The 23956-nt window shown below is 51.1% G+C and carries 17 protein-coding genes and 4 pseudogenes; 16 read left to right on the forward strand and 5 right to left on the reverse strand.

All coding sequences use genetic code 11. The features are described 5' to 3' along the window. The first annotated feature begins 52 nt into the window (after window positions 1-52). Genes A4S02_RS04685 through A4S02_RS04705 form a run of 5 tightly spaced genes read left to right on the forward strand, consistent with a single transcriptional unit; the run spans window position 53 to window position 6895 of the window. Window positions 53-2380, forward strand: a complete 2328-nt coding sequence (locus tag A4S02_RS04685; RefSeq protein WP_070323101.1) for a TonB-dependent siderophore receptor — start codon at window positions 53-55, stop codon at window positions 2378-2380. Continuing rightward, window positions 2310-4070, forward strand: coding sequence for an ABC transporter ATP-binding protein/permease (locus A4S02_RS04690; protein ID WP_082246862.1), 1761 nt, complete (start codon window positions 2310-2312; stop codon window positions 4068-4070). The genes A4S02_RS04685 and A4S02_RS04690 overlap by 71 nt, the downstream gene beginning before the upstream one ends. 29 nt (window positions 4071-4099) lie before the next feature. Continuing rightward, window positions 4100-4855: a DUF72 domain-containing protein gene (locus A4S02_RS04695; RefSeq protein WP_019088921.1), complete on the forward strand. Its 756-nt coding sequence runs from the start codon at window positions 4100-4102 to the stop codon at window positions 4853-4855. A 20-nt stretch (window positions 4856-4875) separates the two neighbouring features. Continuing rightward, a complete protein-coding gene (locus A4S02_RS04700; protein WP_070323103.1) occupies window positions 4876-5523 on the forward strand; it encodes an SOS response-associated peptidase in 648 nt (215 codons plus the stop codon). 55 nt (window positions 5524-5578) lie between these two features. Next, a complete protein-coding gene (locus tag A4S02_RS04705; RefSeq protein ID WP_070323104.1) occupies window positions 5579-6895 on the forward strand; it encodes an Hsp70 family protein in 1317 nt (438 codons plus the stop codon). Between the two features lie 19 nt (window positions 6896-6914). Here the strand turns inward: A4S02_RS04705 and A4S02_RS04710 are convergent, their stop codons facing one another. Together A4S02_RS04710 and A4S02_RS04715 are read right to left on the reverse strand one after the other, a co-directional pair. Further along, window positions 6915-8366, reverse strand: coding sequence for an efflux transporter outer membrane subunit (locus A4S02_RS04710; RefSeq protein WP_228142452.1), 1452 nt, complete (start codon window positions 8364-8366; stop codon window positions 6915-6917). Next, window positions 8363-9187: an efflux RND transporter permease subunit gene (locus tag A4S02_RS04715; protein ID WP_228142453.1), complete on the reverse strand. Its 825-nt coding sequence runs from the start codon at window positions 9185-9187 to the stop codon at window positions 8363-8365. The genes A4S02_RS04710 and A4S02_RS04715 overlap by 4 nt, the downstream gene beginning before the upstream one ends. Window positions 9188-9439: 252 nt before the next feature. Between A4S02_RS04715 and A4S02_RS04720 the strand changes: the two genes are divergently transcribed. Beyond that, entirely contained in the window at window positions 9440-10522 is a 1083-nt protein-coding gene (locus A4S02_RS04720; protein ID WP_208858931.1) for an IS5 family transposase, read from the forward strand. A gap of 106 nt (window positions 10523-10628) precedes the next feature. On the opposite strand, the gene A4S02_RS04725 is transcribed toward A4S02_RS04720, so the two are convergent. Together A4S02_RS04725 and A4S02_RS15500 are read right to left on the reverse strand one after the other, a co-directional pair. Continuing rightward, window positions 10629-12038, reverse strand: coding sequence for an IS1380 family transposase (locus A4S02_RS04725; RefSeq protein WP_070323106.1), 1410 nt, complete (start codon window positions 12036-12038; stop codon window positions 10629-10631). A gap of 31 nt (window positions 12039-12069) precedes the next feature. Further along, window positions 12070-12429 carry an efflux RND transporter permease subunit gene (locus A4S02_RS15500; RefSeq protein WP_070323107.1) on the reverse strand — a complete coding sequence of 120 codons (360 nt, stop codon included), beginning with the start codon at window positions 12427-12429 and terminating at the stop codon, window positions 12070-12072. 132 nt (window positions 12430-12561) lie between these two features. Here A4S02_RS15500 and A4S02_RS04735 point away from each other — a divergent pair. Continuing rightward, window positions 12562-13194, forward strand: a pseudogene (locus A4S02_RS04735) (IS5 family transposase); the annotation flags it as partial. A gap of 184 nt (window positions 13195-13378) precedes the next feature. Here A4S02_RS04735 and A4S02_RS04740 read toward each other — a convergent pair. Continuing rightward, window positions 13379-14764, reverse strand: coding sequence for an IS1380 family transposase (locus A4S02_RS04740; RefSeq protein WP_070323109.1), 1386 nt, complete (start codon window positions 14762-14764; stop codon window positions 13379-13381). A gap of 96 nt (window positions 14765-14860) precedes the next feature. Here A4S02_RS04740 and A4S02_RS04745 point away from each other — a divergent pair. The 9 genes and pseudogenes from A4S02_RS04745 to A4S02_RS04790 form a co-directional block, all read left to right on the forward strand. Further along, a pseudogene (locus tag A4S02_RS04745) lies at window positions 14861-15655 on the forward strand (ABC transporter substrate-binding protein); the annotation flags it as partial. A 20-nt stretch (window positions 15656-15675) separates the two neighbouring features. Continuing rightward, a complete protein-coding gene (locus A4S02_RS04750; protein ID WP_070323110.1) occupies window positions 15676-16638 on the forward strand; it encodes an ABC transporter permease in 963 nt (320 codons plus the stop codon). Continuing rightward, window positions 16638-17552 carry an ABC transporter ATP-binding protein gene (locus tag A4S02_RS04755; protein WP_019088048.1) on the forward strand — a complete coding sequence of 305 codons (915 nt, stop codon included), beginning with the start codon at window positions 16638-16640 and terminating at the stop codon, window positions 17550-17552. Before A4S02_RS04750 ends, A4S02_RS04755 begins: the two co-directional genes overlap by 1 nt. Before the next feature lie 11 nt (window positions 17553-17563). Then, on the forward strand, window positions 17564-18043 hold the full coding sequence (locus tag A4S02_RS04760; protein WP_019088047.1) for a CopG family ribbon-helix-helix protein: 480 nt from the start codon (window positions 17564-17566) through the stop codon (window positions 18041-18043). Between the two features lie 41 nt (window positions 18044-18084). Next, window positions 18085-18888, forward strand: a complete 804-nt coding sequence (locus A4S02_RS04765) for an urea amidolyase associated protein UAAP1 (protein WP_019088046.1) — start codon at window positions 18085-18087, stop codon at window positions 18886-18888. Between the two features lie 16 nt (window positions 18889-18904). Continuing rightward, the gene (locus tag A4S02_RS04770; RefSeq protein WP_003624240.1) at window positions 18905-19549 is read left to right on the forward strand and encodes an urea amidolyase associated protein UAAP2; all 645 of its coding nucleotides are present in this window, start codon (window positions 18905-18907) and stop codon (window positions 19547-19549) included. A gap of 18 nt (window positions 19550-19567) precedes the next feature. Next, window positions 19568-20238 (forward strand): annotated as a pseudogene (locus A4S02_RS16265) (biotin carboxylase N-terminal domain-containing protein); the annotation flags it as partial. Window positions 20239-20329: 91 nt separating this feature from the next. Continuing rightward, window positions 20330-21278, forward strand: a protein-coding gene (locus tag A4S02_RS14825) for an IS630 family transposase (protein WP_249023703.1) whose coding sequence is annotated in 2 segments (ribosomal slippage) — window positions 20330-20670 and window positions 20669-21278 — 951 coding nt in all. Because the reading frame shifts where the segments join, the coding sequence is not laid out codon by codon here. 12 nt (window positions 21279-21290) lie between these two features. Further along, window positions 21291-23903: pseudogene (locus A4S02_RS04790) on the forward strand (5-oxoprolinase/urea amidolyase family protein); the annotation flags it as partial. Window positions 23904-23956 lie beyond the last annotated feature (53 nt).

Consider the following 23956-nt stretch of genomic DNA (forward strand, 5'->3'; position numbering starts at 1 on the left):
GAACACGTTTTTGCGGCTGCTATCTGTAATATAGCACCTGTATTCCCGCCTTATGCGGGAACCAGCCTTAAGGGCTGGATACATCAACCTGCCCTGTCAGCCTTTATGTATGACGCTGTCAGGACAGATAGGTATGTCTCGTATTTTTCGAACACTTCCATGTTTTGGGGTTATGGTAGGCGGTCTTACGCTTATCTGTGCGCCAGCTTCGGCTGCTTCGCCCCCCGCTTCTTGCACGCCAACCTCAGCCAGTGTGCCTAAAAAGTGCAGTGCTTCTGGGCCTTCATGCGGGTGTTCATCTTCGGCATATCACGCATCCGCAGAAACAACCCATCAGAATATTACTGTATACGGATCTGGCTCCCGACATTCCTACACTGCGCCAACAATAGAAGCATGGGGAAAAACGCCGGTTGCACTGAAGGATATTCCCCAGTCTGTATCCGTCATTACGCAGCAGCGTATGGAAGATTCCAACATGCTGACAATGACAGACGCTATGCGCCAGATTAACGGTATTCGGGTTATGCCGGCCTCTACAGCCAATTCAAATTTCTACTCACGCGGGTACCAGCTCACAACTTCTGTAGATGGCACGCCAAACGCTTCTGGAACGTTGAATAACGCCAGTTTTGATCTTTCCATGTATGATCGTATCGAGGTGCTGCGCGGGTCTTCTGGTCTGTTACAGGGGGCTGGTGGCGCGGGTGGCGTTGTAAATGAAGTAACTAAAAAACCGGGGCAGGATTTTGCGCTAAGCGGTGCCGCCAGTGTTGGCAGTTTTAACAATTACCGTGCTGATGTGGATATGACGGTAGCGCTCAACAAATCCAAAACCCTTCGCTTCCGCACGGCTGATCTGTTTGAAGATAATGATTACTTTTACAAATACGCCCATACCCGCAAATGGCAGACCTATGGGGTGCTGGAGTGGGATATAACCCCGCGCACCACCTTTATGGTTTCTCACGCAGCGCAACAGCAGGATAATCAGGCCCCCTATTACGGTTTGCCGCTGACAACGGCCAATACGTTATGGTCTGGCAGCCGCTCGGCAAACCCCAGCCAGAGTTGGGGGTATGCCAATTATATGACCCAACAGACCATTGCCTCGCTTAACCAGAAACTCTGGGGGGATTGGTCAGCAACTGCACGCGGCACATTTTATGATCAAAGTTACAAGACGCTTTATAACGAGCCGTGGAACCAGATAGACCCCAGCACAGGAACTCTACAGTATCAGGATCAGGGTATTGCCGCTTTTAAAGGTACGAATGAATCACGCTCTGCGGATATTTATGCCCAAGGTAGTTTCCATTTTCTAAACCGCACGCATCATGCGCTTTTCGGGTTTAACTATAATTCGTACGAACAGGTTACGCAGTATGCCAACAACAACTGTAACGCCATCTATAATGATGTGAGTATAAACAACACGGATGTTGTTAAAAAACCCGCGGCAAGCTGTTTTAACTATGCCACAAACGCCAATGGCTGGGGCACGGATGATTACGCCTATCAATGGGGATTTTATGGCCAGCTCCGGTTTGAACTTACCAAAAAACTCTCTCTTATTCTGGGCGGTCGTGCCTCACGCTATTATGAGAAACTTCGGGATATTGCCCCCGCACCAGCAACACAATGGCAGACAACATCTAACATACATGGGGAACTTACGCCTTATCTGGGAGCAGTTTACCAGATTACACCTCATATCTCCTGGTATGCCAGTTACTCCAGTATTTTCACCCCTTCTGTGGGCAAGGAAACGTATCACGGGGGCGGGCTAACGCCCCAGCGTGGCAATCAGATTGAAACAGGATTTAAAGCAGAATATTTTCATGGTCGGTTGAATATATCTTCCGCACTGTTCCGGATGGAAAGTGTGAACCAACCGGTGCAAGATCCACTGCATTCACAGTTTTACGTCACCACCGGCCCTATTCGTCGCCAAGGATGGGAAATGCAGATTGATGGGCAAATCCTGCCTAATCTGGATGTTTCCATTGGCTATACGTATCTGGATACCAAAGTTTCTAATTCCCGCGTAAGCGATTTTGGCGGTGTTTACTCCCCTCATCACATGTTCAAATCCTGGGTGCATTACACCGTGCCAGATGGACGGCTTAAAGACCTGAACATAGGGGTTGGGCTAGACGCCAATAGCAATCTGCGCGGAAGTTACGCCACCACCGTGCAAGGGGGGTACATGACGATGGACGGCATGATTGGTTACAAGATCAACCGTAATCTGCGCCTGCAACTGAATGCGTATAACCTGACAAACCGCCATTATTATGAACGTGCCAGTGGTATATGGCAGTTCAACATTCCCGCAGCCCCTCGCAATTTCATGGCAACGCTTCGTGCTACGTACTGATACCTCATCTCCTTCCCACTCCCTTTCAGACTGGAAAATTCTGTTTCCTTTTTGGGTATCTGCAGAAAAGTGGAAAGCATGGGGGCTGCTGGGGCTAATTATTGGGCTTTCGCTGCTTTATGTGCGCACTGCCGTATGGTTTGGCATTTGGGACCAGAAGTTTTTTGATGCCTTTTTTGCATTCCATGTAAGCAAAGCTCTGGGCTTGCTGCCGGTTTATATTGCGGCTTGCGTGCTTTCGGCTGGCATTTATGTGCTGCAAACCTATCTGACTCAGATCCTTTCCATGCGTTGGCGCTTATGGAACACAAAGATTTATCTGCAACACTATTTGAAAGACACAACCTATTACCGTTTGGAGCATGATGCCGCACAGGCAGATAACCCAGACCAGCGTATTGCAGATGATCTTGCACAAATGACAAACCTTGTTCTCAAACTTGGGTTGGATGCGATTCAGGCTGTGATGACGTTGCTGTCATTCTCTATTGTTTTATGGGAAATTGGCGGCGCGTTATCTGTACCACTTTGGGGGCATATCTATCATATTCCCGGCTATCTGTTTTTTGGAACAGTTCTTGCTTCTGTATTGGTTTCCTTTGTTATAGAAAAAGCAGGTGGCCCGTTAGTTAATGCCGATTATCAGCAACAACATTATGATGCTGATTTACGTGCAAGCCTGCTTGATTTGCGGCGCAATTCTGAACAGGTTGCGTTTTATAAAGGGGAAGATGCAGAGCATCTGCGCTTTTCCACCCACCTTTCCCATATTGCCAAAAACTGGCGTAAGGTTGTGCATTACACGTGGCGCGCCAATTTTGTGGGAACGTTTTATAATCAAACAGCTTCCATTATTTTATGGGTTTTGCTTGTGCCCAAAATTATGGTGCATGCGCTCACTTTTGGCGCTTATGCGCGTATTAATGCAGCTTTCATGCAGGTTCGGAGCAGCTTGCAATGGTTTGTTGATAATTATACAGATCTGGCCAGCCTGCGTTCTACACTGCAACGCCTTGCTGAATTTGAACGCATAATACAGCAGAAATCCATACCCGGCATTGTGTGTAAACCCACAAACCAAAACACAGTTTCAACCCATAATCTGGTTCTTAACCTGCCTTCCGGGCAGACACTTCTGGATTTTGGCAGCCTGACATTTCAAGCTGGCGAGCGATGGGCCATTTATGGTGCATCAGGCAGCGGGAAGAGCACATTTTTACGCAGTTTAGCCGGGTTATGGCCATATGGCAGTGGAGAAGTATGCCTTAACAGCCCAAAAGCCATGTTTGTTCCGCAGCAAAGTTACGTGCCAGCGGGGTCTTTGCGGCAAGCCCTCTCTTACCCCTTGCCCCCAGAGCAGCATGACCTCCACGCGTATGAAGTAGCACTTCATGCGACAAATCTGGGTGGTTATGTGTCTCGTCTGGATGAAGAGCAAGTATGGGGGAATATTTTGTCTGGCGGGGAGCAACAGCGCTTGGCCTTGGCCCGGGCTTTTCTATTTTGTCCTTCCATTCTGTTTCTGGATGAAGCCACTGCTGCACTGGATGCGGACAATGAGCGCTGTTTATATGATGCGTTATTAACTTTTTTGCCGAATTGCACAATTATTAGTGTGACACACCATCAAGCGCTGCAAGATTATCATCAAAAACAAATTATTTTGCAAAATGGCAGGGCTTTCTTTTAACCCTTGGCAAACGAGAGGAGAAACCGTTTATGCCTATTCGCATCGGCGTTGCGGGCTGGTCGGTTCCTACCAAACTTGCGGCAGAGTTTCCTTCAACCGGCACGCATCTTGAGCGCTATGGTACGCGTTTTTCTGCTGTGGAGATTAACAGCAGTTTCTATCGTCCTCATCAGCACAAAACTTACGTGCGTTGGGCGGCAAGCGTACCGCCGGACTTCCGTTTTTCCGTCAAACTCCCCAAGGTAATTACGCATGAGCAGCGCTTTATAGGGTGTCAGGATCTTGTCGCGCGCTTTGCTGAGGAAACCAGCGGTTTGGGCGATAAGCGTGGCCCTGTTTTGGTGCAACTTCCTCCTAGTTTTGCTTATCCCGGAGATATTGCAGAACAGTTTCTTCATGCTCTGAAAGTTATCATCAATGGCCCGGTTGTGCTGGAACCAAGGCATGTTAGCTGGTTTCAGCCAGAAGTGGATCTTATGCTAAAAAGGCAGCATGTCTCACGGGTTGCGGCAGATCCGGCTAGATTTGCTTCTGCTGCACAGCCCGGAGGATGGGATGGTCTTGCCTATTTTCGGCTGCATGGTTTCCCGCATATTTATGAATCATTGTATAGTGCGGAATCTGTACAGGCACATGCAAACAGTATTGCTGCGTTGAGCGCATGTGGCACGGATGTCTGGACAATTTATGATAATACTACCTTTGGTGCTGCCACACAGAATGCACTTGAACTGATAGAGGCATTGCAGGTGTTGAAACCTTTACCTGCAGCCAGCACGGATTAACGCGCCTTTGGAGCAAATAGATGTGTAATCTCTATTCCATGACATCCAACCCACAGGCCATTCGCAAGGCAGCAAAGGTGGTGGCAGATCATACAGGTAATCTTCAGCCATTGCCAGATATCTACCCCAACACCATGGCGCCAATTGTGCGTAATACAGCACAAGGACGGGAATTGGTGATGGCACGTTGGGGTATGCCCACTCCTCCAAACTACCTTAAAGGGCACAAGGTAGACCGGGGTGTGACCAACATCCGCCATCCGGCCTCTATGTGGTGGAAGCGTTGGGAGCATGTGGGGCATCGCTGCCTTGTGCCGCTAACAGCTTTTTCGGAACCCACTCGTTTGCCAGATGGTAAATCACAACCGGTATGGTTTGCCCGTAGCGATAATGAACCTCTGGCATTTTTTGCCGGTATCTGGTGCCAGTGGACATCCGTGCGCAAACTGGCAGATGGAGAAACAACGGATGACCTTTTTGGGTTTCTGACCACAGAAGCCAACCGAGAGGTTGGGGCAATTCACCCAAAGGCTATGCCGGTTATTCTCACACAGCCGGAAGAGCTGGACATATGGATGAATGCGCCAGCAGAAGAGGCCCTGCAGCTACAAAGACCCTTGCCAGATGGTGCGCTAAAGATGATTGCGCCAGCTAACGCCCCAAACTAATCCTGCTTGCTATCGAGAAAAATGCAGATATCTGGCGCGCGAGAGCATCAGAGGCATGGACAGCATGGCAAGTGGACACTATTTTCCGCCGGCCATGACTATTTCAGCCCGCCCTATCCAGATCGGCATTGGTTTCGGTACGACCAATAGTGTTATCGTTATCGCGCGCCCTGATCGTACCATCCAAACCATTTCTTTCCCCACGCCGGATGGTGGTTCCTCTCAAACCTGTCCCACACTTCTTGCTTTGTGGCAGGAAATGGAAGGGGGCAGGAGGCTGCTCCAGCGGGCCGTAGGTGCTTACGCTATTGAGGCGCATCTTGATGATCCGTCCGAAACGCGCCTTATCATGTCCATGAAGTCTTATCTGGCTCAAGCCAGCTTTCGTGAGACTCAGGTTTTTAGTCGGCGCCTTTCGTTGGAAAATCTGATTGCTACTTTTCTACAGGAATTGATGGCGCTTACAAATATTACCCCGGCAGAATGCCATGTTACGGTTGGGCGGCCGGTTCATTTTGTAGGCGAAAACGCAGATAACGCCTTGGGAGAAGCCCGGTTAAGGGCGGCATTTACGCAGGCCGGCTTTGCAGATGTTGCCGTTATGATGGAGCCAGAAGCTGCAGGTTGGCGCTTTATGCAGCGGCTAGATAGGCCCGCAACAGTGCTGGTTGGAGACTTTGGCGGCGGCACGAGTGACTTCTCAATCATGCGTTTTGATCCTGCCCGCAATCAACGGGCGCAACCACTTGGCCATACAGGTGTTGGGCTGGCTGGGGATCAGTTCGATTTTCGTATTATTGATAATGTTGTGGCCCCTTACCTTGGGCGTGATTGCACATTCCGCATTATGGGAGGCGAGCCTCTTCCGGTGCCGATTGAATGGTACCACTCTCTGGCCCGCTGGCATCGCCTCTCTCTCATGCGCACTCCGCGTATTCTTAATGAGATTGCAGACGTTGCCCGAACAGCTTCTGAGCCGGAAAAGCTGAAAAGTCTGATTGAGCTTGTGCGTGAGCAGCATGGGCAGGAACTTTACAACGCGGTTTCTGCCATCAAGCGTGCTTTATCCTCTGCGGAAAGTGCTGAGCTTTCTTTCTCGCAACCCGGTCTGGATATTAAAGCGACCGTCTCACGCGCAGATTTCAACCGCTGGATTGCCCCAGATATTGCCAAACTTGGTGCCGGTATTGATCAGGCACTTAGCCAAGCCTCTCTTGCGCCAGAGCAGATTGACCGAGTGTTTCTAACAGGGGGCACATCTTTCGTGCCCGCAGTTCGGCAGCTCTTTACCTCTCGGTTTGGAGAAGATCGGGTTGAATTGGGCGGGGAGTTTGTTTCTGTTGCTGAAGGGCTGGCATTGGCCTCTGTGTAGCTCTTGATAGGGCTACACTTTACCCGCCTGAAACGACATGCAGGCGGATGTAATTTTCCATCAGACGTTGTTGCAGGTTTAAAAGTTCAATCTCACTATCCAAATTTGCGAGTTGGCTGACAAGAAATTCCTCTTTGGATTCATCCCCACGGCGGTAAGAGGCCTCTACCCTTTTTGTGCTGATTTTTGCATTTTCAGCCATCTGCACAGCATTTCCATACTGCGTGCGTGTCATATTATAATTGGCAAGTGCATCTTCTGTTTCTTTCCACGCATTCATCACCGTTCGCTTATATTCCAGCCCGGCGCTTTTTAGTTCAGATTGGCGTAATTCTACTTGCCGCGCAATTTTACCACCTTCAAAAATAGGTAGTGTGAGTGTTGGGCCAAACTGGGTATTTCGTGCACCCCATCCAAATTCGGTTAAAGTTAACGCATCTATGGACAATTCGCCGGAAAACGTAATTCGTGGGTAAAAATCTGCTCTGGCAATACCAACCATGGCCGAAGCTGCATGCAGTCTTTGTTCCGCCGCACGGATATCCGGCCGCGTTTTTACCAATACTGATGGAATTTTCAAAGGTTCTGGTGTGATCTGAGTATAATCAATAGGTAAAAAATTCTGATCATTCACAGATAAGGCGTCAGGGCGGTTATATACCAGCATGGAAAGTGCTCGGCGCACAGCCTGTTCCGCATTGTCCAGCTCCTGATACTTCATAAAAACTTTATGGAACTGGTTGCTTTGTTCAAGAAGAACTGTTTGTGAAATGAAACCCCGTTGGTATGAGACATTATTTATGTTTTCTATTTCTTTTAAAATATCCGATGCCTTTTTTTCTACCTCTACCATTTGGGTAAGATTGACCCAGAGAAAATAGAGACGGCAGATTTCGGCCTCAAATGAAAGAGACACAGCATCAATATCATCTTGAAAGGCCTGACGGTTGGCATCCGCTACCTTTCGCATTAATTTATAGCGGCCCCATAGGTCTAACTCCCACGAGGCAAACATACCTGTGTTAAAATTACTATAAGAAACCCCTTTAGGCTCTAGATAAGATCCGCCCTGATCTAGCCCTAATAAAGGCCGCAATACATCCCCTATGCCTGCTGTAGATGTATAATTTCTGCTGTATCCTGCTGTACCATTAATTTCGGGCATATTTGCTGCATAGGCGATTTTTGTTTCAATACGAGATGCCTGTAGCTTTTCATAAGCAATATTGATGTCAATATTTTCCTGTAGACCAATACTTACTAGATTATTTAACTTTGGTTGATTAAAATTCTGCCACCAATTTTTTTGTGTTTTACCATAAAATGATTGAGCTGGTGCATTCTCCCATGTTTGTGGCAATGAGACTTTGGGGAGTGATGTTTTAGGTTGCAAGGAGCATGCACCCAGCAATACGGCTAGCGATAACAGTGCAATGCTATTTTTCTGGGATATAGAAAATATAAAAATCATTGCACAGCCTTATATTTTTGTTTTTCATCAAAAATGAGCAAGTAAAAAGCTGGTAAGGAAAGAAGAGTGAGAAATGTAGCAACACTCAGCCCGCCGATCATCACTATGGCCATAGGCCCCCAAAAAATATTGAATGCCAAAGGAATGAAGGCAAAAACAGAGGCCAAGGCCGTAAGTATAACAGGGCGCGCACGCAATATTGTCGCGTCAATAACAGAGTTATTTAAGGTTGATCCGTGGTGTTTGTTATATTCTATTTGATCAACCAATAATATGGTATTGCGCATAATCATGCCAGATAAAGCAATTAAGCCTAACAAAGCAACAAAACCAAATGGTGCATTAAAGATAAGTAAAGCCAATACGGCACCTATCAGACCTAAAAAGCTGGAGCATAAAACCAGTATAACACGGCTGAATTTTTGCAATTGCAGCATTAAGATAAGCAACATAATGCCTATTGTTGGGGGTAATAAAGCAAATATGGCATCATTTGCTGTTTGAGAAAGCTCCGCGTCTCCTCCTACTTCCACCCTATATCCGTATGGCAGATGTTTTTTTATATTATCTATTTCCTGTTTTATTTGTTCTACAATTTCCAAAGGTTCAACACCCGGCATGACGTCGGATTGAACTGTTATGCAAGGCTCTCCATTTCTTCTCCATAAGACTGGGAAAACCTGCTTGATTTCCAAGTTTCCTAATTGGCCTAGAAATACGTTTCCGATCTGTGTTTGTATTGGAAGCAGCGCCCATAATTGCGGATTATGACGGAATTTTTCTTCTGCACGAATAAATAATATTCGACGCGGATTTCTCACACTTGAGGCAATTTCGGGTCATTTTGTAGAATTCAGTCATCCCACAGGAGCCCGATCTGGAATATTGACGATATTCTGCTTCTGGCGGCGGGTTCTGAACGCAGTGAGGGTGTCACGGCCTGAGAAGGCAGTGTTGGTGGAAGCTATGTGGTCTGTGCACTGTCTGTTTCTTCAGATGGAGGGTTCGAAAAACCCTCTGGTTTTAGGTCTCTCTGTGTGATTCCCTCTCTTGTGTGATGACTGGAGGAGTGGCTGATGACGCAGTCTGGTTTCTTTGATGTTGAAGAGCGGCTTGCTCGGTTGAGTGGGCTTGGTGACCAACTTGAAGCATTTTCCCAGACTGTGGATTTTGAGGTATTCCGTCCGGAGCTGAACAAGGCGTTGGCCTATTCAGACAGAAGCAAAGGCGGGCGTCCTCCGTTTGATCCAGTGCTAATGTTCAAAATTCTGGTCATCCAGACGCTGAACAATTTGTCCGACGAACGGACGGAATACCTGATCAACGACCGCCTGTCCTTCATGCGCTTTCTTGGTCTGGGGCTGTCTGACCGCGTGCCTGATGCCAAGACCGTCTGGCTGTTTCGTGAGCGTCTGACACAGGCGGGAGCAATTGATGTTTTGTTCAACCGCTTTGATGCGACCCTGCGGAATGCCGGTTATCTCCCCATGTCAGGTCAGATCCTGGATGCTACACTGGTAGCGGCCCCAAAGCAGCGCAATACCAATGAAGAGAAGGCCGATCTGCGCGAAGGACGGATCCCGCAGGATTGGCAGGACAAGCCCTCAAAGCTGTCCCATAAAGATCGTCATGCCCGATGGACATTGAAGTTCACGAAAGCAAAGCGTCAGGATGACGGGAGTATGCCCGCAACAGATCTGGCCATCCCTTTCTTTGGCTATAAATCGCATGTTTCCATCGACCGGAAATTTCGGCTGATCCGCAAATGGAAAGCGACCGATGCAGCGGCCAGCGATGGTGCCAGACTACGCGAGGGCCTGCTGGATAAAACCAATATGGCATCAACAGTCTGGGCGGATACAGCCTACCGCTCAAAAGCCAATGAGGACTTCATGGACAAGCATGGCTTTGTCTCGAAGGTTCACAGGAAAAAGCCTCATCTCAAGCCGATGCCACGACATATACAGAGATCCAACGCCGGAAAGTCCGTTATTCGGTCGCGTGTCGAGCATGTTTTTGCCGATCAGAAATCGCAGACAGGACTGTTCATACGAACCGTAGGGATAACCCGAGCCACCATGAGGATCGGGCTGGCCAATATCGTCTATAATATGCGCCGCTTTCTCCTCCTGGAGCGGATTAACGCGAGCGCGTAGCAATTCAGGGCATGAGACCCTCTCTCTGCTCAATACGCAGAGTGAAAATCAGGTCCACGAACCAGCAATCAACTCGCTAAAAACCTGAAATCAGGCAGAAGGGAAATCAATCAACGGTTCTTCGAACCCTCCAGATGGCCTGCCGGAGCCTTCGCAATCGTGCATGAGCGAGGGCGAATTCATGCTGACAGGGGAACATGTCCGGCATGGACAGGACAATCCGACGGACGCTGAGCGTTACACGTGTCGCGATTTTGAGCAGTCGTGCGCGTATGGTGCCACAGGTCGCCGTCTCCAGGCTGGTCTGCCCAAGGGCCATCTTTTGCAGAGCGGTGAGCAGGACATAGGCTGCGGCCGAGAACCACAGCCGGAGCTGGTTGGCCCGGATGGTGTGGGACGAGGTCCTGTCTGAGAACAGATCCATCTGGCATTCCTTGATGCGGTTTTCCATATCCCCGCGTGCGCAGTAAATCTGTTCGTAGAGATGGCGGGGGTCGGACATTCCCTGCGGTAGCGTGGTGACAATAAAGCGATGATAGCGGTTGCCGTGGCGCCATTCGGCCTTGGCCACGACCCGCCTGCGGCGCGTCCAGCTGTCCTTTGTGATCCAGTCAAAGGAGGCAAAGCCGCGCGCCGCTTTGCCTGTCGTGGCGGCTTCGTCACGAACCTCAGCGGACAAAGAGGCAATCCGGTCATACAGGCGGGTGTTGCCTGCAAGCCCGAACAGGAAGTCAACGTGGTTGTCTTCGCACCATGTCATCAGACTGTCCCGGGCGAAACCGCTGTCCCCACGCACCAGGATACGCACCCGGGGCCAGCGGCTCCTGATCTGCTCCACGATCCGGCGGATGTCTGCCAGTGCTTCCTTCCTCGGGTCCCTGTCTGCCGTGCGCAGGGTAGCGCTGAGGAGATGGTCCCCGCAGAAGATGTATAACGGCAGATAGCAGTTATGGCCGTAATATCCATGAAAGGCCCGGCCTTCCTGATGGCCATGGATACGGTCATCGGTGGCATCCACATCCAGAACGATCCGGGCGGGTGCGCGCTCATGCTGGTCCATGAAAAGCGTCACGAACAGGGTAGCCAGGGCCTCATGATCAGCAATGATGCGGCAGTAACGATCTGCCTGCTGCCCACTGCGCTCTAGCCGGTTCAGCGTGGATTTTCCTGCCAGTGCCGCACAGTTGGCCCGGCTTCCTGACAGACGTCCCGATACCAGACCCATGACAGGATCATGACGTAAAGCGTCATGGTCATTAAGGTCTTCATAGCCCAGTGCCAGGCCCATGATCCGCTGACGGACAAGGTCTTCAACCCGGTATTCCACAAAGGCAGGATGCCGCTCATCGCGAAAACAGGCAGCAAAACGGCGACTGAACCCCAGACTATCATCGACCTGCTTTACCAGGATGACACCGCCATCCGAACTCATGCGACCCCCGTCAAAACGGGCTACAACACGCCGTCCATAGGAGGCTGGAAATTCATACGCGCCTGCGCTACACTCTGTCTGCATCGGGTTTTCTTATAGCTTACGAAAATTTCTTTTACACAAAATAGACTTTTTCATAATCTAACCCGATGTACAACCCTTCTGTGAGATTTCCGCGTCGATGAGTATCCGCATTAAAAACTGTCCCTACCGTCTCTCCCGAAAGAAAAGCCTGCATTTGTTGTGCAATAGCAATACGGTTACTTTCAAAGTGAACAATTTTTCCTGCATCCAAATTGAATAATTCTGAGATTATACGGTTGCCCCAATCAATCTGTACATCAGAGGTGCCGTGTGTATTTTTAAGAATATCTCTTATTTCATGTGAAATATTTATAATTTCACCTACATTAGGACCAATAATACGATACTGTACGGGAAAATCTGCGGTTGGCCCCAGGGAGAGCCTTTGCACATGAAGGCTTGCGGGAATATTACTAGAAAACTCTTTAATATTTTTGAAAAGTTCTTCTCTAGCCTTCAGAGCCCTTTTGGAAATTCGCTATGATAGGTTTTCAAGAGGTTTTGAGCGTGATTCAAAGGCAGGATGTGGACGCCAGCACAACGAGGCCGCATGGCCGGAATTACACGCAAGACGAAACGCTATCCGTCTGATCTGACAGATGAGGAATGGGAGCGCATAGCGCCTCTGATGCCCCCTGCGAACCGGCGTGGTCGGAAACGGACAACCGATTTCCGTGAGATCATCAATGCTCTGCGCTATCTCGTGCGCTCAGGCTGCGGTTGGGAGATGCTTCCGGTTCATTTTGGCCCATGTCAAACGGTTTACTGGTGGTTCCGCAGGCTGATGCGCCGTTTCCTGTTCCAGACCATTCATGATGTCTGTCTGATGCTCGATCGTGAAGCGGCAGGATGCGAAACCAGTCCATCGGGTGGTGTCATTGATAGCCAGAGTATCAAGGCACCCCACGCAAAGACACGTGGTTATGACGCAGGCAAGAAGATCGTCGGTCGGAAACGTCACATCGCAGTTGATACGGATGGCCGCCTTCTCCTGGTCCAGCTGACAACAGCCGATATTTCGGACAGTGCAGGAGGACAGATGATCCTTGATGCCATTCGTAAACGCTGGCCTTGGGTGAAGCACCTGTTTGCCGATGGAGCCTATGACCGCCTCCAGTTGATGGATAAGGCCACTTTTCTCGACTTCACAGTCGACGCGGATTTCTCACACTTGAGGCAATTTCGGGTCATTTTGTAGAATTCAGTCATCCCACAGGAGCCCGATCTGGAATATTGACGATATTCTGCTTCTGGCGGCGGGTTCTGAACGCAGTGAGGGTGTCACGGCCTGAGAAGGCAGTGTTGGTGGAAGCTATGTGGTCTGTGCACTGTCTGTTTCTTCAGATGGCCTGCCGGAGCCTTCGCAATCGTGCATGAGCGAGGGCGAATTCATGCTGACAGGGGAACATGTCCGGCATGGACAGGACAATCCGACGGACGCTGAGCGTTACACGTGTCGCGATTTTGAGCAGTCGTGCGCGTATGGTGCCACAGGTCGCCGTCTCCAGGCTGGTCTGGCCAAGGGCCAGTCTTTGCAGAGCGGTCAGCAGGACATAGGCTGCGGCCGAGAACCACAGCCGGAGCTGGTTGGCCCGGATGGTGTGGGACGAGGTCCTGTCTGAGAACAGATCCATCTGGCATTCCTTGATGCGGTTTTCCATATCCCCGCGTGCGCAGTAAATCTGTTCGTAGAGATGGCGGGGGTCGGACATTCCCTGCGGTAGCGTGGTGACAATAAAGCGATGATAGCGGTTGCCGTGGCGCCATTCGGCCTTGGCCACGACCCGCCTGCGGCGCGTCCAGCTGTCCTTTGTGATCCAGTCAAAGGAGGCGAAACCGCGCGCAGCTCTGCCTGTCGTGGCGGCTTCGTCACGAACCTCAGCGGACAAAGAGGCAATCCGGTCATACAGGCGGGTGTTGCCTGCAAGCCCGAACAGGAAGTCAACGTGGTTGTCTTCGCACCATGTCATCAGACTGTCCCGGGCGAAACCGCTGTCCCCACGCACCAGGATACGCACCCGGGGCCAGCGGCTCCTGATCTGCTCCACGATCCGGCGGATGTCTGCCAGTGCTTCCTTCCTCGGGTCCCTGTCTGCCGTGCGCAGGGTAGCGCTGAGGAGATGGTCCCCGCAGAAGACATACAGGGGAAGATAGCAGTTATGGCCGTAATATCCATGAAAGGCGCGGCCTTCCTGATGGCCATGGATACGGTCATCGGTGGCATCCACATCCAGAACGATCCGGGCGGGTGCGCGCTCATGCTGGTCCATGAAAAGCGTCACGAACAGGGTAGCCAGGGCCTCATGATCAGCAATGATGCGGCAGTAACGATCTGCCTGCTGCCCACTGCGCTCTAGCCGGTTCAGCGTGGATTTTCCTGCCAGTGCCGCACAGTTGGCCCGGCTTCCTGACAGACGTCCCGATACCAGACCCATGACAGGATCATGACGTAAAGCGTCATGGTCATTAAGGTCTTCATAGCCCAGTGCCAGGCCCATGATCCGCTGACGGACAAGGTCTTCAACCCGGTATTCCACAAAGGCAGGATGCCGTTCATCGCGAAAACAGGCAGCAAAGCGGCGGCTGAGACCCAGAATGTCATCAGCCTGCTTCACCAGAATGACGCCCCCATCCGAACTCATGCGACCCCCGTCAAAACGGGCCACAACACGCCGTCCACAGGAGGCTGGAAACTCATACGCGCCTGCGCTACACTCTGTCTGCATCGGGTTTTCTTATAGCTTACGAAAATTTCTTTTACACAAAATAGACTTTTTCATAATCTAACCCGATGTACAACCCTTCTGTGAGATTTCCGCGTTGATTACAGCGCCTCTCTTGATGCCTTTTCTGCGCACAAACTTGATGCCGTTATGGCAACAAATGGTGATGCACTGGTAACAGGCGCAAACGGACACAAGGGTGAGATGATCCTTGTGACAGACTATTCCGATGGCAATGATATGGTGGTGGCTCAGCCGGGCATTACCGATATGCAGGGCCTTAAGGGGAAGTCTGTCGCGGTTGAAGAAGGATTGGTAGACCATCTTCTTTTGCTTAAAGGTTTAGAAAAATCCGGTATGAGCGAGAAAGATATCAAACTGGTCAACACCAAAACCAATGAAACACCTCAGGTTCTGGCTTCTGGCGAAGTTGCTGCCGTAGTTGCTTGGCAGCCTAATGCCGGACAAGCCTTACATATGGTGCCCGGTGCACGCCCAGTGTTTACATCGCACGAAGCGCCCGGCCTGATTTATGATACGATTGTTGTTGATCCACAGTCTTTGCATGATAACCGTGATCAATGGCAGCGTCTGGTTGGTGTGTGGGATCATGTTGTAACTTACATTAATGACCCTAAAACGCAGCCCGATGTTCTGCGCATTATGGCAACCCGTACAGGGGTTTCTCCAGATACTTACAAACGCTTCCTTAAAGGCACGCATCTTCTGACACTTTCAGATGATAAGTCTGTCTTTACAAAAAAGGATGGTCTGGACTCTCTCTACGGTTCTTCTGCTATCTCTGATGCCTTCAATGTACGTTACGGCGTGTACAAAACGCCACAAAATATAAGCAGCTACATTGATCCATCTTTCGTAAACGCCGTGAAATAAGACTGAGGTAGGAGACCGCTATGCAAGGCCTTGCCGCCTCATGGAGATTGTGTGGCCGGACAGACCGAACGGCCCGTGGAGTGTTCGGTATTCTGGCGGTTCTCCTCCCTTTGCTTACATGGAGCGCTGTAAGCTACCTTCCTTTTGTATGGCATCCGCAAGTGCTCATCACTGATCCTGGTGGAGAGGATTATCTTGAATCTGGCATGCGGATGAAGCGTGCAGACTTCAACCGCGCTGTGGATGAGATGCGTGCAAAAAAACTGCCTGCTCCACAAGGGATTGCAACAAACCCAGTTTATTTCCCATCCCCCGGAGAAGTGCTTTCAGCTTTTGTGCATGCGTTTACTTCTTCGGCTCCAACAGGTGCAGAGCATTCCATCACACAGGCTTTCGGGCACAGTATTCGGATTATTTTCTGGGGTTTTGTCATATCTTCACTCATTGGTGTGCCGCTGGGTGTGCTGTGTGGTGCCTTACCGGGTATGGCGCGCCTTATTGAGCCATCTGTAGATTTTTTTCGCTATCTGCCTGCACCTGCCTTTGGTGCGCTCGCTGTTGCTATTCTTGGTATTTACGATGCGCCCAAGATTGCCATTATTGTTATTGGCACGCTGTTTCAGCAGATCCTTGTGATTGCCAACACAACACGGAAACTGGACTTTGCCCTGATCGAAGCGGCACGCACGCTTGGCGCAAGAGGATTACGGCTTCTTTTTCGGGTAGTCATTCCCGGCATTCTGCCCGATCTGTACCGCGATCAGCGCATCCTGCTGGGTTGGGCTTGGACGTATCTGATCGTAGCGGAACTGATTGGCACATCCTCTGGCATTACATGGTTTATTACACAACAAGCCCGCTACCAGCATTTTGATAATGTTTATGCCGCTATGGCTCTTATCGGAATTGTGGGGTTAGGTACAGACATGGTTTTGGGCCTGCTGGCACGTAAATTCTTTACATGGAAAAGGGAGAACGCCTGATGACCCAAAATTCTCTCCCTGACTACCGCATCTTACCGCCAGATGTGGCCGAGCGCATGGCGCATATCAAACAACGCGAATGTGTGTTGAAAATTGACCATGTCGGAAAAGTTTTCACCCAAAAGCGGAACCAGACTGTAGCGCTTGAAGACATCAATTTCGATATCCATCGGCGTGAATTTGTATGTGTTGTTGGCCCATCTGGTTGCGGCAAATCTACACTCATCCGCATTCTTGCCGGGCTGGAAGATACGACATCAGGCCGCATCCTTGTAGATGGAAAACCAGTAAACGGCCCAGGCCCTGATCGTGGCATGGTGTTTCAGAAATATACGCTTTTCCCGTGGATGGATGTTTGCCGCAATGTGATGTTTGGGATTGAAATGGGCGGAACTTCCAAGGTGGAAGCACGCCGAGAAGCCATGCAATGGCTCCAAATTGTGGGGCTGGAACAATTTGCCTCATCTTTTCCGCATCAGCTTTCGGGCGGCATGCAACAACGTGTTGCCATTGTGCGCGCATTGGCCGCACGCCCCCGCGTGCTGCTGATGGATGAATCCTTCAGTGCGCTGGATGCCCAAACACGCCTGAAAATGCAGAATTATCTGATGGAGATCTGGCGCAAAATAGACATCACCATTGTTTTTATTACGCATGATCTGGATGAAGCTATTTATCTGGCAGACCGGATACTTGTGCTTAAGCCTCGTCCGGGCCGGGTAGAGGAAGTTATCGAAGTGCCTCTTTCCCGCCCTCGTCGGGCTACACAGATGACCTCGGACGAATTCCTCGCGACAAAAGCCCATCTGGAGGCACTCATTCGCTCCTTTGGTGATAACACCGAGGAAATGGATGAAGGAGAGGAAGATTTTAACATCCCCCTTCTCACCCTCGTAACAGATAAGGCCGAATAGGAATAACAATAATGAGCAGCCGGGAAGCAAAAGAACAGGTTAGCCGTATCAGCGTTTCTCTGCCGCCGGGTATCCTGCATGAACTGGATGCCATGGTGGCTGAAAAAGGCTATGCCAGCCGCTCACAAGCCATACAGAACATCCTGCATCAGGAGCTTATGGCATCGCGGAAAGATTGTGCTGAGGAGTTGATGGCCGGTGTCATCATTCTCTTCTACAACAATGCCGCAACTGGCCTTTCTCAAAAACTGGCTGAACTGCAATACGAAAATCTGGCTGAAGTTATCAGTTCCCTGCATGTTAACCTTGTGCGTCGTCAGACACTTGAGGTGCTTCTGGTGCAAGGGCAGGTCAAAAAACTTCAGGAAATTGCAGATCAGTTCATGACGCAATCTGGGGTTATTTCGGGAAAACTCCATCTGATCGCGTCTCTTATCCCGCCTGTTCATGAAAAAGGTCGCCCCCCCAAGCTCGACACAGTGCCGTGTTGAGCAGCATTTTTTCAATTCACTCCATAATACAGGAGCGTTCCATGCAGATCGATCAACAGACTCCAGAATGGTATCGCGCCCGCTACAACCAGCTCCGCGATCAAGCACTCCTTAAGGAAAACAGTGCACGTCCTGCTGCTGCGCCTATCGAAATGGCGGAAAGCAGCATTCTACATCGTGAAACCATACCAGGAGGGTGGTACTGGAGCACGCTCCTGCCACGAGGGCAGGCCCTGCGGCTGATCAATACCTCTGGCAATAATGGTGTTTCCGTAGGTATTTGGAATGCGGATGATCATAGCGAGCGCTACAACGCAGGGGACACCATCAAACTGCAATGGACCACATGCCTTACAACAGGGCGTGTTCTGTTTTCTGATATGGGGCGCGTTCTTGCTTCCATTATCAATGATTCCTGCGGCTTTAGTGACACATTGATGGGTGGCAGCACGCCACAAAGCAATGCACACAATTTTGGTAATGCTGGCCTTCGCAATACCCGGAACAATCTGCGCTTGATTGCTGGCAAGCATGATATGGCCCAGCATGATGTTACGTCTTGCATCAGCTTCTTCTCTCATATCAGCACGCAGGCAGATGGCAGCTTCCGCTGGATTGAAGGTGATGTGCAGCCGGGGGATTACGTAGATTTACGTGCTGAAATGAATCTGCTTGTTGCTGTCTCCAACTGTCCGCACCCGTTGGCGCCAGATAAAGCCTTTGCCCCTGCCCCAATTGATGCCGTGCGCTGGCAGGCACCCGCCATTAAAGCGGATGATCTCTGTCGGACATTTTGTGAAGAAGCCCGCCGTGGTTTCGAAAACACAGATCCCCTCTTTGCCTGATCCAGGAGTCAGATCCATGCCAGAATATGATATCAGCAAAGTTTTCTCTGCCATCACTCTAGATCAGGTTGTGCCCGCCCGCGTGCCGTGGTCCGGCGTTGTGCGCAAGGGGCAGGTTTTGCGCATTATTGATCTTGAAAGCCAGCAGGCAGTGGATGCCCTGTTCTATAATGCACACGCTTATTACGAACGTTACAGTGCACAAGACACCCTTCTGAATCAGGGATCTGCCTATATTGGCAAGGGTGGCCGTCTGTTTTCTAACGAAGGTAATGTGCTCATGACCGTTGTGGAGGACACCTGCGGGCGCCACGATACACTGGCAGGTGCCTGTAGCTGTGAATCCAATACCGTACGCTTTGGCCACGAAACGAAATATATGCATGCATGCCGTGAAAACTTCCTTCTGGAAGTAGAAAAATACGGCATGGGCAAGCGCGATATCGTCAACAATGTCAATTTCTTCATGAACGTTCCCATTATGCAAAATGGTGAACTGGTTATTGACGATGGCCTTTCCGTCCCCGGTGGTTTTGTCGATTTGCGTGCCGAAATGGATACGCTTGTTGTTCTGTCAAACTGCCCACAGGTTAACAATCCCTGCAACGGTTTCACACCCACGCCTATCCGCGTGGTTATTGGTGACCCCGCTTCTATTTGACGCACCGAAAGATCAGCTATGTTCACTAAGGTTCTTATCGCCAATCGTGGAGAAATCGTCCGGCGTGTTAGTCGCACACTCCGGCGTATGAACATCGCCTCTGTAGCGGTGTGTTCAGAAGCAGATCGCTTCACCCCCCCCCTGTTCTGGAAGCAGATGAAGCCGTGCTGATTGGTCCGGCTACAGTAACTGACAGCTACCTGAACATGGATGCCATTCTGGATGCCTGTGCCGCTACGGGAGCACAGGCCGTTCACCCCGGCTATGGGTTCCTTAGCGAACGTGCGGAATTTGCTGAAAAACTGGCCGAACGCGGCATACGCTTCATGGGGCCGCGCCCTGAACACATGCGTATGTTCGGCCTTAAGCACACAGCGCGTGAACTGGCGAAACAGAACAATGTGCCGCTTCTGCCCGGCTCCGACATCCTAAATTCAGCCGATGAAGCGGCAACTGAAGCCACGCGCATTGGTTATCCCGTCATGCTTAAAAGCACGGCTGGCGGCGGCGGTATTGGCATGCAGGTGTGCCATAACGAGACAGAATTGCGAGATTGCTTTGCTGCTGTCTCACGCATGGGCGGTAATAATTTTGGTGATGCGCGCGTTTTTCTTGAAAAATTCATTGCCTGCGCACGTCACGTTGAAGTGCAAATTTTTGGTGATGGCAAAGGCAATATTCTCACACTAGAGCATAATCCGATCTAATAGGTTCATTTTAAGATTCCCATACTGGTCGAAATCTGATTCATACTATGTGCCGGTATGGAGGCCGGCCCGTATGACCCGAGCCCTGTCTGCTGACCTTCGCCGCCGCACGATTGCGGCTGTTGCCTCTGGCATGACCCGTCGTGCGGCGGCGGTTCGTTTTGGTGTGTCTTCGTCGAGCGTTATCCGCTGGGTTGCTGAGTGGCAGGCCAGCGGTCGTGACCATGCGCTTAAACAGGGCGGCGATCGCCGTTCTCACCGGATTGAAGCGTGGTCAACCTTCCTGCTGGCCGCGATTGAAACAAAGGCCGATATTTCCCTTGTCGAACTGGCGGAGACACTTGCAGCGGAACACGGTGTCCGCTTTGCGCCGAGCACGATCTGGCGCTGTCTCGACCGTCACGACATGACCATCAAAAAAAACGGCGCACGCCAGCGAGCAGACACGGCCCGACGTCGCACAGCAGCGCGAGGCCTGGTTTGACAGCCAGCCTGACCTTGATCCGACCCGTCTGATCTTCATCGACGAAACAGCCGTCTCAACGAAGATGGCTCGCCTGCGGGGGCGGTCACAACGGGGCACGCGCTGTCGGATGTCCGTGCCCCACGGGCACTGGAAAACCACGACGTTCATCGGCGGGCTGCGCCTCTCCGGCATGACAGCACCGATGATGCTGGACGGCCCAATGACCGGCGAATGGTTTGCCGCCTATACCCGCAAGGTGCTCGTTCCAACCTTATCACCGGGAGACGTCGTCATTCTGGACAATCTGCCCGCCCATAAAGGAGCCGTTGCCCGCGAGGCTGTGGAGGCAGTCGGCGCCAGGTTGTTGTTCCTGCCGCCCTACAGTCCTGATTTCAACCCGATCGAAAACATCTTCGCCAAAATGAAGGCGTGGATCAGACGGGTGGCACCGCGAACCCTCGACGCTCTTCAAAATACCGTCTGTGGAGCAATTGACGATATCTCTCATCGCCAGGCCGCCGCGTGCTTCACCGCCGCTGGATATGAACCAGACTGATCGGATTATGCTCTAGGTGAGCGCGATTGTTCCCTTCAGCGCCGCAACCAGAAGGTTATTGAAGAAACCCCAGCCCCCGGCCTGTCGGATACAACCCGCAAAGGCCTGCGTGAAGCGGCGCATGCATTGGGTTCTGCCGTTGCATATGAATCCGCTGGTACGGTGGAGTTTATTTACGATACAGAAAGTGGAGAGTTCTATTTTCTTGAAGTCAACACCCGGCTGCAGGTTGAGCACTGCGTTACCGAAGAAGTGTTTGGTATCGACCTTGTGGAATGGATGGTGCGTCAGGCAGATGGCAGCCTGACTTTACCACCGCAAGACAGCCTTATTCCGCAGGGTGTGGCGGTAGAAGCGCGTGTTTATGCGGAAAATCCTGCCGAAAATTTTCGGCCTTCAACTGGTCGCCTCACCGATGTGCGTTTTGCATCGAACGTGCGGGTAGATGGATGGATTGAGACCGGCACCGAAGTTACCCCTTATTATGACCCAATGCTGGCAAAAGTTATTGCGCATGGGGCCACGCGGGAGGATGCGTTCTGTAAACTTCATGAGGCTCTTTCAAGCTCTCGTATCGGTGGCCTAGAAAGTAATCTGGATTATCTGCGTGCCATTACAGCGGCCCCTGCCGTGCTTGAGGGGCGTGTTTTTACAGGCCTTCTCAACAACTTTGCCTATACGCCGACGACTATTGAAGTGATCTCTCCGGGTTTGCAATCCACCGTACAAGATTGGCCCGGACGCATTGGATATTGGGATGTAGGTGTTCCCCCCAGTGGCCCTATGGATGATCGTAACTTTCGTCTGGCCAATCGCATTGTCGGCAATGCGGATGGTGTGGCGGCGCTAGAATTCACCGTTTCTGGCCCGGTTCTGCGCTTTAACGCACCTGCCACCATAGGCCTTTCTGGGGCATTTATGCCAGCTACACTGGAAGGCAAAGAAATACCTTATTGGGAACCTGTTGAGGTCAAGGCCGGTCAGGTTCTAGCGTTGGGGCAGATTAAAGGGGCTGGTCATCGTACTTACCTTGCCATTCGGGGTGGTATTGATGCGCCGCTTTATCTGGGGTCTCGCGCCACATTCATGCTTGGGCAGTTTGGTGGCCATGCGATAGGCCAACTGCGTACAGGTGATGTTCTACGACTTGCCGCTCCACAGGTAGATGCTCAGCCTACAACCGCCATTGCACAGGAAGATCGTCCCGAACTCACGCGTATGTGGGAACTGGGCGTGCTATATGGCCCACATGGTGCACCGGATTTCTTCCGGGATGAAGATATTGCAGAGCTATTTTCTAGCGAATACGAGGTGCACTTCAACAGCGCGCGCACTGGTGTGCGGCTGATTGGGCCCAAACCGCGCTGGGCACGCACAGATGGCGGTGAAGCCGGGCTGCATCCTTCCAACATTCATGACAATGCTTATGCTATTGGCGCAATTGATTTCACGGGGGATATGCCTATCCTGTTAGGCCCGGATGGTCCCAGTTTGGGCGGTTTTGTCTGCCCTGCCGTGCTTGTGCGTGATGAACTGTGGAAGATGGGGCAGTTGCATCCCGGAGACAAAGTGCGTTTCCGCCGTGTGCAGCCTCAACCACTGAATGTAGGTTTTCTGCCAGCACCCATTATGGGTGACAGCCCTATTCTCTTCCGCTCGGAAGGTGAAATTCCCGTTGTTTACCGCCGCGCGGGCGAAAACTATCTGCTGCTTGAGTTCGGCCCCCCAGAACTGGACGTCACATTGCGGCTACGCGCGCAGCTTGTGCTGGAACGCCTGAAAGCCGAGGACATAAATGGTATTATAGACCTCACACCCGGCATCCGCTCCTTGCAGGTTCATTACAACCCCGATGTTATCTCTCTGTCCGCTCTGCTGGAAACCCTGCACGGCATTGAGCAGGCCCTGCCTTCGGGAGATGATGATATTATCGTGCCAAGCCGTATCGTGCATCTGCCCGTATCATGGGATGATGAGCAGGCACGACTGGCCATGCAGCGTTATCAGGAACTGGTGCGGCCCAATGCACCATGGTGCCCGTCTAACATTGAGTTCATTCGGCGCATCAATGGCCTTCCTTCTATTGAGGCTGTAAAGGATATCATCTTCAACGCATCATATCTTGTGATGGGGCTGGGCGATGTTTATCTGGGCGCCCCTGTTGCCACCCCTATTGATCCGCGCCATCGGCTTGTAACCACCAAATACAACCCTGCTCGTACATGGACACCAGATAACGTGGTGGGCATTGGCGGAAGCTATATGTGCATCTATGGCATGGAAGGTCCCGGTGGTTATCAGCTATTTGGCCGCACCACGCAGGTTTGGAATACATGGCGCACAACGGATGTATTCCATGAAGGCACGCCGTGGCTTTTAAGATTTTTTGACCAAATTCGTTTCTATCCTGTCTCACACGATGAGCTTATGGAAGCCCGTGCTGCTTTTCCGTATGGCCGGTTTTCCGTCAAGATTGAGGAAACACATTTCAGCCTAAAGGAATATCGCGCTTTTCTTGAAGCCAACAAAGAAGAAATTGCTGCCGCCCAAGCCCGACAACAGGCCGCCTTTGAAGCTGAACGGCAAGACTGGATTGCAAAGGGCCTTGATACCTTCGACGCGGAAATCTCACGGAAGGGTTGTACATCGGGTTAGATTATGAAAAAGTCTATTTTGTG

Origin of the sequence: Acetobacter ascendens, assembly GCF_001766235.1 — a bacterium.
GTDB lineage: Bacteria > Pseudomonadota > Alphaproteobacteria > Acetobacterales > Acetobacteraceae > Acetobacter > Acetobacter ascendens.

What these genes read in the sequence shown, in the direction of transcription:
- A4S02_RS04695 (WP_019088921.1), top strand. Translation starts at nt 4,100, where the DNA reads ATGCCTATTCGCATCGGCGTTGCGGGCTGGTCGGTTCCTACCAAACTT.
- A4S02_RS04685 (WP_070323101.1), top strand. Translation starts at nt 53, where the DNA reads ATGCGGGAACCAGCCTTAAGGGCTGGATACATCAACCTGCCCTGTCAG.
- A4S02_RS04725 (WP_070323106.1), bottom strand. Translation starts at nt 12,038, where the DNA reads ATGCAGACAGAGTGTAGCGCAGGCGCGTATGAATTTCCAGCCTCCTAT.
- A4S02_RS04760 (WP_019088047.1), top strand. Translation starts at nt 17,564, where the DNA reads ATGAGCAGCCGGGAAGCAAAAGAACAGGTTAGCCGTATCAGCGTTTCT.
- A4S02_RS04750 (WP_070323110.1), top strand. Translation starts at nt 15,676, where the DNA reads ATGCAAGGCCTTGCCGCCTCATGGAGATTGTGTGGCCGGACAGACCGA.
- A4S02_RS04700 (WP_070323103.1), top strand. Translation starts at nt 4,876, where the DNA reads ATGTGTAATCTCTATTCCATGACATCCAACCCACAGGCCATTCGCAAG.
- A4S02_RS04755 (WP_019088048.1), top strand. Translation starts at nt 16,638, where the DNA reads ATGACCCAAAATTCTCTCCCTGACTACCGCATCTTACCGCCAGATGTG.
- A4S02_RS04705 (WP_070323104.1), top strand. Translation starts at nt 5,579, where the DNA reads ATGGACAGCATGGCAAGTGGACACTATTTTCCGCCGGCCATGACTATT.
- A4S02_RS04770 (WP_003624240.1), top strand. Translation starts at nt 18,905, where the DNA reads ATGCCAGAATATGATATCAGCAAAGTTTTCTCTGCCATCACTCTAGAT.
- A4S02_RS04710 (WP_228142452.1), bottom strand. Translation starts at nt 8,366, where the DNA reads ATGATTTTTATATTTTCTATATCCCAGAAAAATAGCATTGCACTGTTA.
- A4S02_RS04765 (WP_019088046.1), top strand. Translation starts at nt 18,085, where the DNA reads ATGCAGATCGATCAACAGACTCCAGAATGGTATCGCGCCCGCTACAAC.
- A4S02_RS04740 (WP_070323109.1), bottom strand. Translation starts at nt 14,764, where the DNA reads ATGCAGACAGAGTGTAGCGCAGGCGCGTATGAGTTTCCAGCCTCCTGT.